Below are 15,715 nucleotides of genomic sequence, written 5' to 3'. Positions count from 1 at the left end.
TCCCCTTGTCCCTCATGTGGTGATGATACTTAGAAACCGGCCTTGCGCAGGCCTTCGCAGTAATGAGTGCGTTGCCATTCCTCGCGGAACGGAACGATCGTGATCCACTTGTCCAGGTTGAAGTCCGGGTGGACCTCAAACGTTTTGCGCACGTATTGGCCAGCCTTCTTGCGATTGCCGAGCATACCCCAGCTCGCCGCGGCGAGGCGATCAGCCGGGGTGGGATCGCGCATCCGCTCGATATAGTCAAGTGCTTGATCGTATTGCGAAAGCGAGTAGCAGGCGCCCGCCGCCGTCCAGAAATATTCGTCCGGAGCCATCGGATTGAGATTGATGGCCGCTTCGATTTTGCGCAGGCCGCCATCCGGGCGCGAGGCCTGCACCAGCGTATCGGCGTAGCTGGCAATCACATTGGCATGCTGCGGGCTGAGCGCTTCGGCCCTCTCATGGAATTCGATGCTTTCGTCGAACTGCCGGCTGTAGAGCTTGACGACGCCGAGTTCGCGGTAGCCCGCCGCGAGCGTATCGTCGATGGCAATCGCATCTCGAGCGTGCTGTTCGGCGAGAGCCAGAAGTTCGCTGTCGCCGCGGGCGGTCAGAAGCCACTCGACGAAGTAGCTGCGGGCAAGTCCGCTCATCGCCGGAGCCAGATCGGCATTCTGGCTGAGCGCCTCGCGGAAACTCTTTCGAGCACGCCGGACCTCCGGCAGGTTGAGTTGCTTGAGGTAGCGCTGGCCGAGGAGGTAGCTGCGATAGGAACTGCCGTTGCTCTCATAGGTTTTGCGCATGGTCTCGTTGCGCTCTACCTGGCTGGCAATGGCAAACGCGATCTGTCGCGCAATCTCCTGGCGCGACCTCATCAAGCCATTGTCATCGAGCGTAAAACGGTCGGCCCAGATCACTTCGTCGTTGGCAAAGAAGATCAGTTGCGTGAACAGCGTCTGCCGGCTGCCTTCGTTCGTCAGGCGGGTATCGAGAATATAGCTGATGGCGTGTTGTTCGTACGTGCTGGCCTTGTCTGCTTGCAGGCTGATCTGCGCTGCCGTGTAGGGCGCTATCACCGAGACCGAGCGGAGCGCGCAAAGGCCGATGGTCACGTCCTCGATCAAGGAGTGAGCAAACAGTGTGGCTGCCGCGTCGGCATTGCCGGCACCCGGCGGCAGCAGCACGACGCGCGGAGGGCGCGTCTCGCCCATGGTCTCCAGCAGCTGGTTGTTCGTCAGGGTAGACGGTGGTGCTGCCTTGGCGGTTGCGGCCACCGGTCCGCCGCCCGAAAGAAGGCGCGCGTCATATTGCCGGCCCTCCAGCGCCAGAACGGTCTTGAGGATTTTGCGAACCTCGTCGTCGTCGGGGTTCTTCTCCAGAAGCTTGACGGCAGCGGACTTGACGAGCTTTCGATCCGGGCCGGTCGCAATCTCGGCCACATTGATCAGGCACTCGCGCAGCAGGGCTGCGTGATCGGAGCGTTGTTGTTCGATCCAGTCGTGAAGCGCTCGGCCTTGCGACTTCAAATCCTTGAGAAAATCGTCACGGAATTTCTCCCCGGCCCATTGGAAGCGCGATAGCGCGTCAAGCTCGGCGTTCCGGCCGATGTCGTCGAGGTCGCTCGCAATCGCATCCGGCTCCATCCGAACGGTCGATGGCGAAAAACTGAGGAACGCGTGCCCGAGTTCTTCCTGACGCGACGTGATACGGGAGATTGTCTTGCGCAGATTGACGAAGGCCTGGCTCGGAACAACTTCGTTCCACAAGAGCTTGGCGACATCGTTTCGGGATTGCTCGCGATGGCCGCCGGCGATCGCCTGAGCGAGAATGAGCAGACCCTTCTCCGGGAAGGCGACATCGCAGTCATCTTCGTCGACGAGACGCAATCGCCCGAGGGTCTGCAATCTAAATTTCATCTGGCTATCTCATCGGCAACCGGTGGCGGCTATCCATGCAGGTCTGGGGCGTGCGCGGTGCTGCCGTGGGCTGCGACTGTTTCCGCCTCGGGTGTCTGTGCGACGGCGGCCACCAGCGAGATGATCTTCTTGCGCAGGACTGGGTCGGTAATTTTCAGGAAGGCCCGATTGAGCGCAATGCCCTCCTTCGACGACACGAAGGACGAGATCTCGTTCGGCTCGCGTACATCGCCGAGGCCTGTCCGCGGGGTTGCACCCTCTTCGCCTTCCTGGAAGAAGAAGCTTGGTTGAACGCCGAGAACGTCGGCGATGGCCTGCAGTCGGCTGGCGCCGATGCGATTCGTGCCTTTTTCATACTTCTGGACCTGCTGGAACGTGATTCCGAGGCCGTCCGCCAGCTTCTCCTGGCTCAACCCGGCCATCAACCGACGCATCCTGACGCGGGAACCGACAAAGACATCAATCTGGCTGGGTGCTTTCGTGTTCACGAGTGTTTCCTCCGCATGTAGGCGTGACCAAATCATACATATGAGTTTGCTCGAATAAATGACTCGATGCAATCACTACGCGCCAAAACACGGATAATTCCGCTGCGCGGCACCGGCCACTCGCCTTGCATGCCCGACGTTACGGCTGTTGTTACTGTTACGTACTTGCGCCGGGTCGGGGCAAGGGGATGTTATTGAGCAATGTGGGGCATGCCTGCATAAATTTCTGCAACGTCGGAGATGCGAAATGCGCGGAATAACCTTGAGCTTGACGCTACTCGCCATTGCCGCTGCTCCGGCGTCGGCCGGCCCAGCCACGACGACTGCATCTGTCAATTTCCGGGCCGGACCGGGCACCGGGTTCGACAGCATGGGGACGATAGACGAGGGCGGGCAGGTCGACGTCAAGGAATGTGACGATGCCGGCACCTGGTGTGCGGTCAGCTTCGAGGGAAAGGACGGGTTCGTCAGCGGCAAATATCTGAATGATGCCGATCCGAAGGGGCTTGGCTGGCCGCGCGCCTACAAGACCGACAAGGGGGCGACGATCACGCTATACCAACCGCAGGTCAACGTCTGGAAGGATTTTACCGATCTCGATGCCCTGATCGCCGCCGAATACAAGCAGTCCGACGATGCCAAGCCGATCTTCGGCGTCATCGGGGTGACGGGCAAGACGGTGACGGACAGCGCCTCGGACGAAGTGGTCGTCTCCGACATCAAGGTCGAAGAGATCAACTTCTCGGTTCTCGACCGCCAGGAATTGGCCGACCTGGCACTGGAAGTCGGCAAGTTGATGCCTGTCGGCACCATAACGCTGTCGGAGGACAAGCTGACAGCGAGTCTCGCCGACTATGAGCGGCTCGGCAATGTCGAAGGGCTCAAAGCCGATCCACCACCGATCTATGTCAGCAAGGAGCCGGCGGTGCTTGTCCAGACCGACGGCAAGGTTGTGTTCGCGCCGGTCAAGGGCGTCGAAGGCCTTTCCTTCGCCGTCAACACCAATTGGGACCTGTTCAAGCTTGACGCCGACAGCAGCTACTACCTTCGCAACGAGAAGGCATGGCTGCAGTCGAAAGACCTGGCGAGCGGCTGGCAGCCCGCAACGTCGCTGCCGGATCTCTTCTCCAAGTTGCCGGATGACGACAACTGGAAGGATGCCAAGGCGGCGATCCCGCTTGCCACAGGTGAGGGGGTGGCGCCCAAGGTCATCTATTCCGACCAGCCTTCGGAATTGCTTGTCTTCAACGGTGAGCCGAAGCTCGAGGCGGTGCCGGGTACCGCTCTGAAGATTGTGACGAACACCGAGAGCGATGTCTTCTTTCTGCCTGCCGATTCCAACTGGTACGTTCTCGTCTCCGGCCGCTGGTTCTCTGCTCCGTCGCTTGATGGTCCCTGGACCTTCGCCACCCCCAACCTTCCCCAGGATTTCCAGAATATTCCGGAGGATGCCTCCTATTACACGGTCCGCTCTTCGGTACCCGGCACCTCGGAGAATGCGGAAGCCAGATTGAAGGCCAGCATCCCGGAGAAGGCGCGTGTGTCGCTGGACGGATCGGTGAAGGTCGACGTCGCCTATAGCGGCGACCCGAAATTCGAGACGATCGACGGAACGTCGCTGACGTATGCCGTCAACACCAATGAGACGGTGATCAAGGTTGCCGACAAATACTTCGTGTTGAAGGACGGGGTCTGGTTTGTCGGCGATACGCCGACCGGGCCGTTTGCGGTGGCGAAAGCCGTTCCCGACGAGATCTACACGATCCCGCCGTCGTCGCCTGTCTACAACGCCACCTATGTCCGCATCTACGAGACCGAGTCTGACGCGGTCTGGGTCGGATACACCATGGGTTATCTCGGGGCCTATCTTGCCTGGGACACGTTCGTCTACGGCACCGGTTGGTACTATGACGACTACTGGGACTATGGTTGGGCCGGTGGCGGCTACTATCCGTATTATCCACGGCCGGTCAGCTACGGCGTCGGAGCCTTCTACAATCCGGCCGTCGGCACCTTTGGCCGCTACGGCTACGCCTACGGCCCCTATCGCGGCATCGCTGCAGGGGCTGCCTATAATCCGCGCACGGGTACCTACATCAGGGGCGCGGCCGGTTACGGACCTGCGGGCGAGCGCGGCTTCGTCGCTGCCTACAATCCGCGAACCGGCAATGCGGCCATCGCGCGCGGCGGGCAAAACGTTTATGGCAGCTGGGGGACGGCCTCGGTCAAGCATGGTTCGGACTTCGCCCGCATCAGCGGCGGGTCAACGGCCGGCGGTGCCGGTGCACATTGGCGCACGTCCGACGGCAATCATGGCTTCGTCGCAGGCGGCAAGGGCGGCGACGTCTATGCCGGACGCGACGGCAATATCTATCGTCGCGACGATGGTGCGTGGCAGAAACATACGCCTGACGGATGGCAACCGGTCCAAAAGCCGTCGATCCAGGACGCGAAAATGGCCGGCCAGCAGTTTGCGACCCAGCACCCGGATGCGGCGCAGAACCTCAACAAGCGGATCGACAATCGCAGTCAGGCCGGCGGCGGCAGCGCGATCCGCGACCGTGCGCCCGACCATCTGGCAATCGACCGCGCCGGACGCCAGATCGGCAATCAGCGTTCATTCGAACATCAGTCCTTCGACCAGCGGCCGCTGAATTTGCCGAGCGGCGGCGGCTTCGGAGGAGGTGGGTTCGATCGCCCCGGCGGATTTGGCGGTGGCGGCGGTTTCCGGCGCCGTTGATCGCAAGAATGCGAGCCGAAAACGGAAGTTGGCGTAAACGCCAGTGACTGTGTTAGCGTTTGTGCGGATGAGGACAGGAATCGATCGGCGCTCGCTGGTCGCTGGGGGTATGAGCAGCATGGTCGGTGTCAGTTCGTTGCGTGGATTCTTGGGGCCGTCGGCCCGTATTCTCGCTTTCTTGACGGTGTTCCTGGGACTTGCTTCTGCAAGCGAGGCCCAGAGCCAAAGCGCCACACCCACCGCGGAGCCGGCCAAGGTTCAGCAATTGATCGAACTGCTTGATGATCCGGAGGTGCGGCAATGGTTGGCTACCAAGCAGCCGGCGGCACCGGCAGCCGCGGCACCCGCGGCAACGACACCGGCCGATGCCGCTCCGGCCGCCGGGATTGCGGCCCGCTGGACGGCTGAGATTCGCCGCCATCTGACCGGCATCACCAACGCGGTGCCGCGCATCGGCCCCGAATTCGACGCGGCGCGCGGCCGCCTCGCGGGAGACATGGAAAACCTTGGCTCCGCTCCGATCCTAAAGGGGTTCCTTTTCATCCTGCTGATCGGATACGGCGCCGAATACGCGCTGCGCTATCTCCTGAAGCGGACGTTGCTTTCGGCGGCATTGACCGGGCCGGCGCGCACGATGCTGGTCAAGGTGCTGCCACTCCTGGTGTTTGCAATTGCCACGACCACCGTGCTCGCCGTCGCGGACTGGCCATCGCGGCTTGAAATGACCATAGCGCCGCTCCTGGTTGCCTGGATCGGAGCGCGTCTGCTGATCACCATTGCATCTGCCGTCTTGTCCGGCGGACCAGTCGACGTGACCGATCCATCCGGCCGAGCCGGTTATCTCTCGTTGACGGCCGAGGACGCGCGTTTTTGGCGCCGCTCGTCAGTGGCGATCATTTGTACCGCCGCCGCCATATGGGGCATAGGCGATGCCATGCAGGCCCTTTCCGTTGCCAAAGACGTTCGCAATCTTGTTGCGGCGGTGCTCGGCGTCATCGTGCTTGCGCTTGCAATCCTCACAGTGCTGAGGAGGCCAGCCGGTGCAACAACAGGATCGCGCCGCGTGGTCGGCAATATTCTTTTGGTCGCCTTCCTGGTGCTGCTTTGGGTGCTGTGGGTGGTCGACCTGAGGGTTCTGTTCTGGATCGGCCTTTACGTCATCGGCCTGCCGCTGCTTCTGCGCTTCACCAGTGCCTTTGCCAAGACGATGCTCGACACGTCAGCAGACGACGACATGCGTGTGATGCGCAACGTGCTGATCGAACGCGGCGCCAGACTTGTGATCATTGCCTTGGCAGCGGGTTGGCTTGCGCTTGTCTTCCGTGTCAACGCCTCGATGATGGTCCAGGACGATGCGGTCAACAGGATTTTCCGTGGTGTGCTTGCCGGTGTCGTCATCCTGCTTACGGCTGATCTGGTATGGCAGTTGGCGAAGAGCCTGATCAGCCTTCGCGTCAAGCATGCCGCCGTCGAAACGACGGATGCCGCTCAACGTGCCCGCAACACCCGCCTGCTGACGCTGATGCCGATCCTGCGCAATTTCCTCGCGGCCTTCATTCTTGTGGTGGCGGTGCTGATGGTGCTTTCCGGCCTTGGCGTCCAGATCGGCCCGCTGATCGCCGGCGCGGGCGTTTTTGGCGTCGCCATCGGCTTTGGTTCCCAGACCCTGGTCAAGGATGTCATCAGCGGGATCTTCTACATGACCGATGACGCGTTCCGTATCGGGGAGTACATTCAAAGCGGCAGCTACAAGGGCACCGTGGAATCCTTCAGCATTCGCTCGGTGAAGCTCCGGCATCACCGCGGTCCGGTCTTCACCGTGCCATTCGGCTCCCTTGGTGCGGTTCAGAACATGAGCCGTGACTGGGTGATCGACAAGTTCATGATCAATGTTTCCTACGAGGCCGATATCGCCAAGGTAAAGAAGGTGGTGAAAGGCATCGGCGCGGCACTTCTCGAAGATCCCGAATTGGGGCCGATGATTATCGAGACGGTGAAGATGAAGGGCGTCGAGACCTTCGGCGATTACGGCATCACCTTGAGCTTTGCGATGACGACCAAACCGGGACATCAGACGCAGATCCGGCGCCGGGCACAGGCGATGATCAAGGAGGCATTCGACAAGAACGGCATCTCTTTCGCATCGCCGACGGTGCAGGTGGCCGGCGACGAACAGAACGCTGCCGCCGCCGCTGCCACGCGCGACGCGATCGCCAAGAAGAATGCGGCGGCAGCGCTCGCCGAGAATGCACCGCAGGAATAGGGTTTTCTCGGGCTGGGGAGGCCAACATGAGACGCCTGGCATTGTTGCTTCTGTTCTTCGCCATGGCGGGGAGCGGACATCTATGGGCTCAATCGAACGAAAGCACATTCCAGGCGATCATTGCCCCGCATATGGGCGATCTCGACGTCATGGAGAAGCGACGCCTCATTCGGATCATCGTCCCGTTCAGCAAGACGACCTACTTCATCGATCGCGGCCGGCAGCTCGGCACGGCAGTCGAGTTTGGAACGGCGCTCGAGAAGGAGTTGAATGCCGGGCGGAAGAGGGAGATCGAAAAGATAAGGGTCGCATTCGTGCCGATGGCGCGTGGGCGGTTGTTGACCGCGCTCGAGGAGGGCCTTGGCGACATCGTCATGGCCAATCTTACGATCACAGGGGCTCGGTTGGCCAAGGTCGACTTCACTGATCCGTTGTTCAACGAGGCCAAGGAAGTGCTGGTGACGGGCCCATCGGCGCCGGCGATCGCCAATCTGGACGATCTGAGCGGTGGGGAAGTCCGTGTTCGCACGTCCAGCAGCTACCACGAGCATCTGGTCACGCTGAGCGACGGTTTCGTCAAGGCTGGGCGCGCGCCGATCCCGATCAAGGAGATGGACGACAATCTCGAGGACGAGGACATTCTCGAGATGGTGAATGCCGGCCTTTTGCCCTGGGCGGTGGTCGACGGATACAAAGGCAGCATCTGGGCTACGGTGTTCACGGATATCAAGATGCGTGACGATATCGTCGTGTCCGATCACGGGCAGATCGCCTGGGCGATCCGCAAGGATAGTCCTCAGCTCAAGACCGCGCTCGATGCCTTCGCCAAGACCCACCGGGTCGGCACCACCTTCGGGAACATGCTGAAGAACGCCTACTACAAGAGCGACAAGATGCTGAAGCGTGCCTATGCGCCTGAGGATATGGAGCGCTTCCAGCAACTGGTCGAGATTTTCCTCAAACACGGCGGTACCTATTCCTTCGACTACCTGATGTTGATGGCACAGGGCTATCAGGAATCGCAGCTTGACCAGTCCCGGCGCAGCCCGCGCGGTGCAGTCGGCATCATGCAGCTTCTGCCGTCCACCGCTGCCGACAAGGCCGTCGGCATTCGCGGCATCGACAAGGACCAGAATCTGAATGTCGAGGCCGGATCGAAGTATCTGAGGTACCTGATCGATACCTATATCGATGACCCGGCGGTCACGCCGCGCAACCGCATGCTCTTCGCCTTCGCGGCCTATAACGCCGGCCCGGGCAACTTGCGCAAGTTCCGCGCAAAGGCAAAGGACATGGGCCTCGATCCGAACTTGTGGTTCGGCAATGTCGAGAATGCCGCAGCCGCGATTGTTGGGCGCGAGACCGTTCAATATGTCAGCAATATCTACAAGTATTACGTTGCCTACGGATTGCTGGCGGAACAGAGTCAGGAAGCTGCCACAATAAAATCCTCGGCAGCTGCCAACGCCAGCGCGCAGTAGATTTGCATCAGGTCGTCTTGAGTGGCCCGCGCCTTTCTTGATAACAGAGGCCTGAAAACCAACTGGACCTGAAGGCGCCGACCGGCCTATTGAATGATGCCTTCAATCGGAAACGGACGAAGGCATTTTTGGCCGAGTATGAAATATTACGGCGACCATGACGTATCGTTTTTGAGGCGCTGGGTACCGGGTCACGAGCGCCTCGTCCGGGGCCGGCCCGAAGGAGGTTTTGGTGATGGTTGTATCGAAACGCGCGTTCCGTCCCTGCGGGCCATTGGTGTTGTTCGCAGTGTTGGGCCTTGCTCTGGCCGGCTGCACGACGCCGGATCTGGAACCGATACCGGGCAGCATCACCTATGGCGGGCAACCGCGGACGAAGCTGACGAAGGCACCTGTGGGCAGCATGGTGCCGCACACTTTCGTGAGCGGAAACAGCTTTGTCAAAGAGACTTATATCATCCAGCCGGACCGATCGCTCAAGCTTGTTCGAAGGGATTATTTCGACATACCGATCGATTGATCCTGTTAAGGTCCGTATGCGGCCGTCCGGCCGGCTTGCACTGCTGCTGCCGTTGACAGTGTCAAACGAAGACGCGATAGCTCGATCTGCATGAAAATCGCCTTCTACGCACCGCTGAAATCCCCCAGCCATCCCGTTCCATCCGGTGACCGGCTGATGGCGCGCATGTTGATCGGCGCGCTGCGGCAGGCGGGACATGACGTGTCGATTGCCAGCGAGTTGCGTAGCTTCATGGCGGATGCTTGCGAGGTGCAGTTCGCGTCGCTGGCGGCCGCCGCCGCCAGCGAAACGGAGCGTCTTCGCACGCTTTGGCAGTCCCTGACGCCACCCGATGTCTGGTTTTGCTACCACCCCTATTACAAGGCGCCGGATCTGATCGGACCGGCGCTCGCGGCCGAGTTTTCTATTCCCTACGTCACGGCCGAGGCCTCCTACTCGTTCCGCCGCAATGAGGGCATTCGCGCAGTCGCGCAGCGTCACGTATTGCGCGCCATAGAACAGGCCGCGGTCAATATCTGCCTGACACAGCGGGATCGCCATGGCCTGGTCGAGGCCGCGCCCACGTGCCGGTATGCGATGCTTTCCCCCTTCATCGATACGGCTCCATTCCAACAGGTCTCGCGTGGTGCCACGGATGGCGGCCACTTCGTCACGGTGGCGATGATGCGCAGCGGCGACAAGATGGAGAGCTACCGGATGCTTGCCAGATCCCTATCGCTGGTTGCCGATCGGCCATGGACGTTGACCGTTGTCGGCGACGGGCCGTGCCGGCAGGATGTCCACGATGCTTTTGCTGCGTTGCCTGCGGATCGATTGCTCTGGCTTGGCGAAAAGGATGCGAGCGACATCCCCGGCATCCTCGGTGAAAGCGCGCTTTATCTTTGGCCGGGCTGCGGTGAAGCCTATGGGCTGGCCTATCTTGAGGCACAGGCGGCCGGACTGCCCGTTGTTGCTCAGCGCACAGCGGGTGTGCCGGAGGTGGTGCGGGATGGCGAGACGGGGCTGTTGACGCCCGAGGGCGACGTCGATGCCTATGCGGCAGCGATCCGCCGCCTGATCGATGAACCGGTTACTCGCCAGCAATTTGCCGACGAGGCTCGACGCTTCGTCGACGAAGCGCGTTCCTTTCCCGCGGCGACACGACGACTGGGCGAGATTTTCGACGAATTTCTGGAGAAGACCACGTGACCGCTGATCCTGGCTGGCAGTTGCTCGTCGACGAACTCGACCGCGTTCATGCGATGGAACGAAAGGTGGACTTCTGGCTGAGGGACGACGACGCCATCGAGCCGACCGCGCTGCTCGACCGGCTACTTTTGCTTGCGGCAAGCCATGCGGTGCCGGTGACGCTCGCCGTGCCGCCTGCACCGGCAACCGAAGCGCTGGCACGGCGTATCGCTGGTGCTGGCGATGTCGGCGTGGCGGCTCATGGCTGGGCGCACCTTAATCACGCGCCTCCTGAGGAAAAGAAACAGGAACTCGGCGCCCATCGGTCGCACGCCGTCATCCTCGATGAACTGCGATGCGGCGTCGAGCGTCTGCAAACGCTTTTTCCCGAACATTTCGTTCCGATGCTCGTCCCGCCGTGGAACCGGATCGATCCCGCTTTGCTGCAACGACTGCCCGAGGTTGGATTTTCTGTCCTTTCGGTTTTCGGACCGGAGAAAACGTCGCCATTTCCGCTCATCAACACCCATGTCGATGTCATGGATTGGCGCGGTACGCGCGGATGCCGAGACCACCGGCTTATCATCGCCGATATCGTCGAGCGCATGCGGCGGGTCTGCGGCGGCATTGAGGGCAAGGAGGATCAGTCGGGCCGCACGGTCGGTCTGCTGACCCATCACCTCGTGCACGACGGGGCCGTGTGGGATTTCCTGGAGGAGCTCTTTGCCGTCACGGCCGGGCACCCCGGTTGCCAGTGGCGTCAGACAAGAGACCTTATAGATCGATGATCTGGCCGTCGCGGGCAGCGAATGCGCCAGCGAAGAGGGACTGCACGTCGACTTCCATCGCGTCCAGCTGTGCATCTGTTCGCGCGGGATCGTGATGGAACATCGCCAGGCGTTTGACGCCCGCCGCCATCGCAAGGCGCGCGCCGTGAACACCGGTCGAATGGCCAAAGCCGCGGAAATGCGTCATCTCGCTTTCGAGGTAGGTACAGTCGTAGATCATCAATTCGGCGCCGGCGATCAGCTCAAGGACCGCCGGGTCGAGGATGCCGGGTTCGTGTTCGGTGTCGTAGACGAGCGCCACGGCGCGGCCGTTCCATTCGACGCGATAGCCGACACAGCCGCCGGGATGGGTAAGGCTCGTCGTGCGGATGGTCACGCCGTCGCGTGGCGTCAGCACGTCTCCGGGCTTGAAGTCGACGCCTTCAAGGCTTGCTTGACAGATATCCGGATCGACCGGGAACCACGGTGGCCGCATGAAGTCGCGGATCATTTCCTTGGTCGTCATCACGCCGTGCAGATGCCCCGACCAGAACCGCACCGAGGACTGACACTTGTAGATCGGCTTGAAATAGGGAAGGCCGATGATGTGGTCGTAGTGGCTGTGGGTGAAGAAAAGGTCGTAGTTATCGACGCCTTCGGCAATCAAAGAGGCGCCCGCTTCGCGCAATCCAGATCCGGCATCGAAGAGCAACACTTCCTTGCCGCATCGAATTTCGATGCAGGATGTATTCCCCCCATAGCGCAGGAACTGCTCGCCGGATACCGGCAAGCTCCCTCTTACGCCCCAGAACCGCACTCGAAAGTTGTCTTCTTGCATTCCAGCTTCGGCTTCACTCTGCCCGCGCAAGCCTGGTTGCCTGCGCCTGACCAATAGACAAGCACATATGACCACCCCCCTGCAATGCCATGGGTTATTGTTTAGACATTAACCTTATCGATGCCCACAAATGACGATGGCGTATCTGATGTTGCATTGGGTGGGCCGAAGCCTTGTCGCGGGCAGCGATCAACGGCCCGTTTTGCAACAACCGTCAGGCTTTTCAGTAGCTTATTCGGTCACGTGGCCGTCGGAGCTGGTGCTCTTCCTCGAGCTGACGCAGCGATTTCTTGCAATCGCCGGCGGATATGAAGCGGAACATCTCAAGTGTTGCTTCGTCCTCTGCCTATGACGTTTGCGGCAGGGCCTGGTGACGACGTCACCATTTTATGCTGATGCCGATATTCCCTTCCAGAACTTGCGTTTTGTCTCCGCCGAGGTTCGTCGTGTAGTCTGCCGTTGCGAAGAGGCTGGTCGATTCCGACAGTTTTGCAACGAGACCACCGCCGATTTCCAAGGCGGTGCCGCCGACTTTGGTGACGATCGCGTCTGCGCCGAAGTTTATGCGTTGGTCCGCATGGAAGCCGGGCCAGATATTGGCCTTGATGTAGGGCTGGAGCGGAATGGGCCATGCTGACGCCGATCTGAGAACCGTCAAATTTTAGGATGAAGCTTCAACTGTGCAACATTATTGCCAAAACGTTAGGCCCTGACGTGTACTTGATGCCTCTTGCTTCGGCACATCAGCAGTGCTCGGCGGGGCTCGTTGTGCCAAATGAGGCAGCCCAAACTGATGGACCGTTCGCGAACCGCGGCGACATGGATCGTTCTCCGGCTTGCCGATACCAAGTCGAATTCCTCAAGCCGATGCCGTCGCTATGAAACTTTTTCTTGCGGTCTCGCGTGGAACATCTATCGACATAGCCGACGGTCAGCAGGTCGGAGTACCCATGGCGCAGGCAGTTGAAATAGGATTTTACGATAGCGTGCCGCTCTTCGATGCCTTCGAAGGCGTCGCAGACGAGGCGAATTATCGCGCCTTGCCCGATGGCTGGGTGCTTGCACTGGCCGATATCGTCAACTCCACCGGGGCAATCGCCGAAGGGCGATACAAAACTGTGAACATGGCGGGTGCGAGCGTCATCTCCGCGCTGATGAACGCGCTCGACGAGAAGTCCATGCCATTCGTTTTCGGGGGCGACGGCGCCTTGGCGGTTCTGCCCGCATCCATGGCCGAGCGAGCCAGGGCGGCGCTTTCAGCTGTGAAAACGTGGGTCCTTGAAGAACTCGGCCTCGAGTTGCGTGCGGCGCTGGTGCCGGTCAGGGATATCAGGGCGGATGGCCTCGACATGCGCGTCGCCCGCTTCAAGGCGAGCGAGGAAGTTTCCTACGCGATGTTCGCCGGTGGCGGCGCAAGTTGGGCCGAGGCGGCCATGAAGGCAGGGCGATATCAGATCGAAGCTGCACCACCCGGCACGCGGCCGGATCTCACTGGGCTTTCATGCCGTTGGAACCCTATCCAGTCCCGACACGGTTCGATTGCCTCGATCATTGCGATACCGGGGGAAAAAGGCAGCGGACCGGAGTTTCAGGCGCTGATCGCCGACATTGTTGCTCTTGCAGACGAGGAAGAGCGACACGCACACCCGGTTCCCGAGCTTGGGCCTGAACCGCGCTTTTCGCCCCAAGGCATCGAGGCCGAAGCACGCGCCAGGGCGCCGCGGGGAGGGCGGCTTCTGGCGCGTCTTTGGATCACGCTACAGACACTGGCGCTGTTCATCTGTTTTCGCATGGGTTGGAATCTCGGCACGTTCGATACGACCCGTTATCGCCGCGATCTCGCCAACAACACCGATTTTCGCAAGTTCGACGACGGATTGAAGATGACGATCGATATCAGCGCCGCGCGCCTCGCCTTGATCGAGGCGCGGCTACGTCGGGCCGAGGAGGCCGACGTCGGCCGTTACGGCCTGCACCAGCAGGACTCCGCGCTGATGACCTGCATCGTTCCCACTCCCATGAGCCGCGACCATATGCATTTCGTGGACGGTGCCTCAGGCGGTTATGCGGTTGCCGCCAGCAAGCTGAAGGCGGCCTTGGCTAGGCCTTGACGATGTGCGCACCGGTCAGGCCCTGGCGGTGAAACACGTTGCGTGTGTCGACGATGAGCGGTGAAGATGCGGCGAGGGCGGCGTAGTCGACCTGGTCGTGATCGGTTGCCACCAGCACGGCATCGAACTGCCGGATCGATTGCTCGTCGAGCGTCACGGACCGTCTGCCTTTCAGGGCACTGTATTCCCTCGTCGACGGGATCTCGGCGACATAGGGGTCGTGGTACTCGCACCGACCGCCGCGTTCCTCGATCAGTTCGATCAACTTCAGCGACGGGCTTTCGCGAATGTCGGGCACGTTCTTCTTGTAGGCAAGGCCGATGACAAGCACCTTTGAACGGCTGAGCGCCTTGCCCGCATGGCGATCGAGAGCCTCCGCGAGGCGGCTGACCACATGCCGCGGCATTGCCGAATTGATCTCTCCGGCCAGTTCGATGAACCGCGTCGGCAATTCGTACTCGCGCGACTTCCAGGTGAGGTAAAAGGGATCGATCGGGATGCAGTGGCCGCCGAGCCCGGGCCCGGGATAGAAAGGCATGTAACCGAAGGGCTTGGTCTTCGCCGCCTCTATCACCTCCCACACGTCTATGCCCATGGCCTCGAAGACAATCTTCAACTCGTTGACGAGGGCGATGTTGACCGAGCGGAAGATGTTCTCGGTCAACTTGACCGCTTCGGCGGTGGCGTTGGACGATACCGGCACGACCGTTTTGACCACAGCGGAATAGAACCGTTCCATCAGGCTTGCCGCAAGCGGTCCGTCGCCGGCCACGACTTTCGGGATGCTGGTCGTCTCGTAGACCGGGTTGCCAGGGTCTTCGCGTTCGGGCGAAAAGCCGACAAAGAAATCAACGCCCGACTTGAGACCGGTCTCCTCGAGGATCGTGCGCACGACGCCGTCGGTCGTTCCCGGGTAGGTCGTCGATTCGAGCACCGCGAGCTGGCCGGCCCTGAGCGTGGCCGCAATCGCACGTGCCGTATTCTCAACGAAGGAAAGGTCGGGGTCGCGGTGTTTCGTCAGGGGCGTTGGCACGCAGATGACGATGACATCGCAACTGCCAAGCAGTCCGAAATCGGTGGTGGAGCGGAAGCGCCCGGCTGTCGCCTGCTGGGCCAGCACGGCGTCCGGTACGGCCGCGATATAGGATTTGTGCGCGTCGAGCGCGACGATCTTTGTCGGGTCGATGTCGAAGCCGGTCACCGAAAAGCCCGCCCGTGCCGCCGCAATTGCGAGCGGCAGGCCGACATAACCAAGTCCGATGACGCCGACATGGGCCGTGCGAGCCGAAATCGACGCCAGCAGCTTTTCGTGATGGGGTGAGGTCAAGTTTCGGTTCCAGCTGTTATGAACGGGAGGCGCCAGCCTGGCGACATGTCGTGGTTTGTTGGATAGAAACAAGGTACAAGTCAAGCGTGGTGCGGATGCCTTCCTCTGACTG

Annotated in this window: 12 protein-coding genes; 7 read left to right on the top strand and 5 right to left on the bottom strand. The window is 60.9% G+C overall.

Annotated features, from left to right (window positions below; translation table 11 throughout):
• Window positions 1-29: 29 nt before the first annotated feature.
• On the bottom strand, window positions 30-1,901 hold the full coding sequence (locus ABIE33_RS23235) for an SARP family transcriptional regulator (RefSeq protein WP_429130013.1): 1,872 nt from the start codon (window positions 1,899-1,901) through the stop codon (window positions 30-32).
• 29 nt (window positions 1,902-1,930) lie between these two features.
• Entirely contained in the window at window positions 1,931-2,389 is a 459-nt protein-coding gene (locus ABIE33_RS23230) for a helix-turn-helix domain-containing protein (protein WP_429130010.1), read from the bottom strand.
• 247 nt (window positions 2,390-2,636) lie between these two features.
• On the opposite strand from ABIE33_RS23230, the gene ABIE33_RS23225 reads away from it, so the two are divergent.
• The 6 genes from ABIE33_RS23225 (at window position 2,637) to ABIE33_RS23200 (ending at window position 11,348) form a co-directional block, all read left to right on the top strand.
• Window positions 2,637-5,129 (top strand): SH3 domain-containing protein, encoded by a 2,493-nt coding sequence (locus ABIE33_RS23225; protein ID WP_429130008.1) that lies wholly within the window; start codon window positions 2,637-2,639, stop codon window positions 5,127-5,129.
• A gap of 118 nt (window positions 5,130-5,247) precedes the next feature.
• Entirely contained in the window at window positions 5,248-7,392 is a 2,145-nt protein-coding gene (locus tag ABIE33_RS23220) for a mechanosensitive ion channel family protein (RefSeq protein ID WP_429130161.1), read from the top strand.
• A 26-nt stretch (window positions 7,393-7,418) separates the two neighbouring features.
• The gene (locus ABIE33_RS23215; RefSeq protein WP_429130005.1) at window positions 7,419-8,873 is read left to right on the top strand and encodes a transglycosylase SLT domain-containing protein; all 1,455 of its coding nucleotides are present in this window, start codon (window positions 7,419-7,421) and stop codon (window positions 8,871-8,873) included.
• A gap of 235 nt (window positions 8,874-9,108) precedes the next feature.
• Complete coding sequence (locus tag ABIE33_RS23210) at window positions 9,109-9,393, top strand: hypothetical protein (protein ID WP_429130159.1); 285 nt, start codon at window positions 9,109-9,111, stop codon at window positions 9,391-9,393.
• A gap of 90 nt (window positions 9,394-9,483) precedes the next feature.
• A complete protein-coding gene (locus ABIE33_RS23205; RefSeq protein ID WP_429130002.1) occupies window positions 9,484-10,581 on the top strand; it encodes a glycosyltransferase family 4 protein in 1,098 nt (365 codons plus the stop codon).
• Window positions 10,578-11,348, top strand: coding sequence for a polysaccharide deacetylase family protein (locus tag ABIE33_RS23200; protein WP_429130000.1), 771 nt, complete (start codon window positions 10,578-10,580; stop codon window positions 11,346-11,348). Before ABIE33_RS23205 ends, ABIE33_RS23200 begins: the two co-directional genes overlap by 4 nt.
• Here the strand turns inward: ABIE33_RS23200 and ABIE33_RS23195 are convergent.
• Window positions 11,335-12,165: an MBL fold metallo-hydrolase gene (locus ABIE33_RS23195; protein ID WP_429129997.1), complete on the bottom strand. Its 831-nt coding sequence runs from the start codon at window positions 12,163-12,165 to the stop codon at window positions 11,335-11,337. The genes ABIE33_RS23200 and ABIE33_RS23195 overlap by 14 nt on opposite strands.
• Before the next feature lie 379 nt (window positions 12,166-12,544).
• On the bottom strand, window positions 12,545-12,823 hold the full coding sequence (locus tag ABIE33_RS23190) for an autotransporter outer membrane beta-barrel domain-containing protein (RefSeq protein ID WP_429129995.1): 279 nt from the start codon (window positions 12,821-12,823) through the stop codon (window positions 12,545-12,547).
• A gap of 292 nt (window positions 12,824-13,115) precedes the next feature.
• Between ABIE33_RS23190 and ABIE33_RS23185 the strand changes: the two genes are divergently transcribed.
• The gene (locus tag ABIE33_RS23185) at window positions 13,116-14,276 is read left to right on the top strand and encodes a DUF3095 domain-containing protein (protein WP_429129992.1); all 1,161 of its coding nucleotides are present in this window, start codon (window positions 13,116-13,118) and stop codon (window positions 14,274-14,276) included.
• Here ABIE33_RS23185 and ABIE33_RS23180 read toward each other — a convergent pair.
• On the bottom strand, window positions 14,266-15,603 hold the full coding sequence (locus ABIE33_RS23180; RefSeq protein ID WP_429129990.1) for a nucleotide sugar dehydrogenase: 1,338 nt from the start codon (window positions 15,601-15,603) through the stop codon (window positions 14,266-14,268). The genes ABIE33_RS23185 and ABIE33_RS23180 overlap by 11 nt on opposite strands.
• Window positions 15,604-15,715 lie beyond the last annotated feature (112 nt).

The organism is Ensifer sp. 4252, assembly GCF_050434565.1.
Lineage (GTDB): Bacteria > Pseudomonadota > Alphaproteobacteria > Rhizobiales > Rhizobiaceae > Ensifer.
This window is presented reverse-complemented; position numbering and strand designations above follow the sequence as displayed.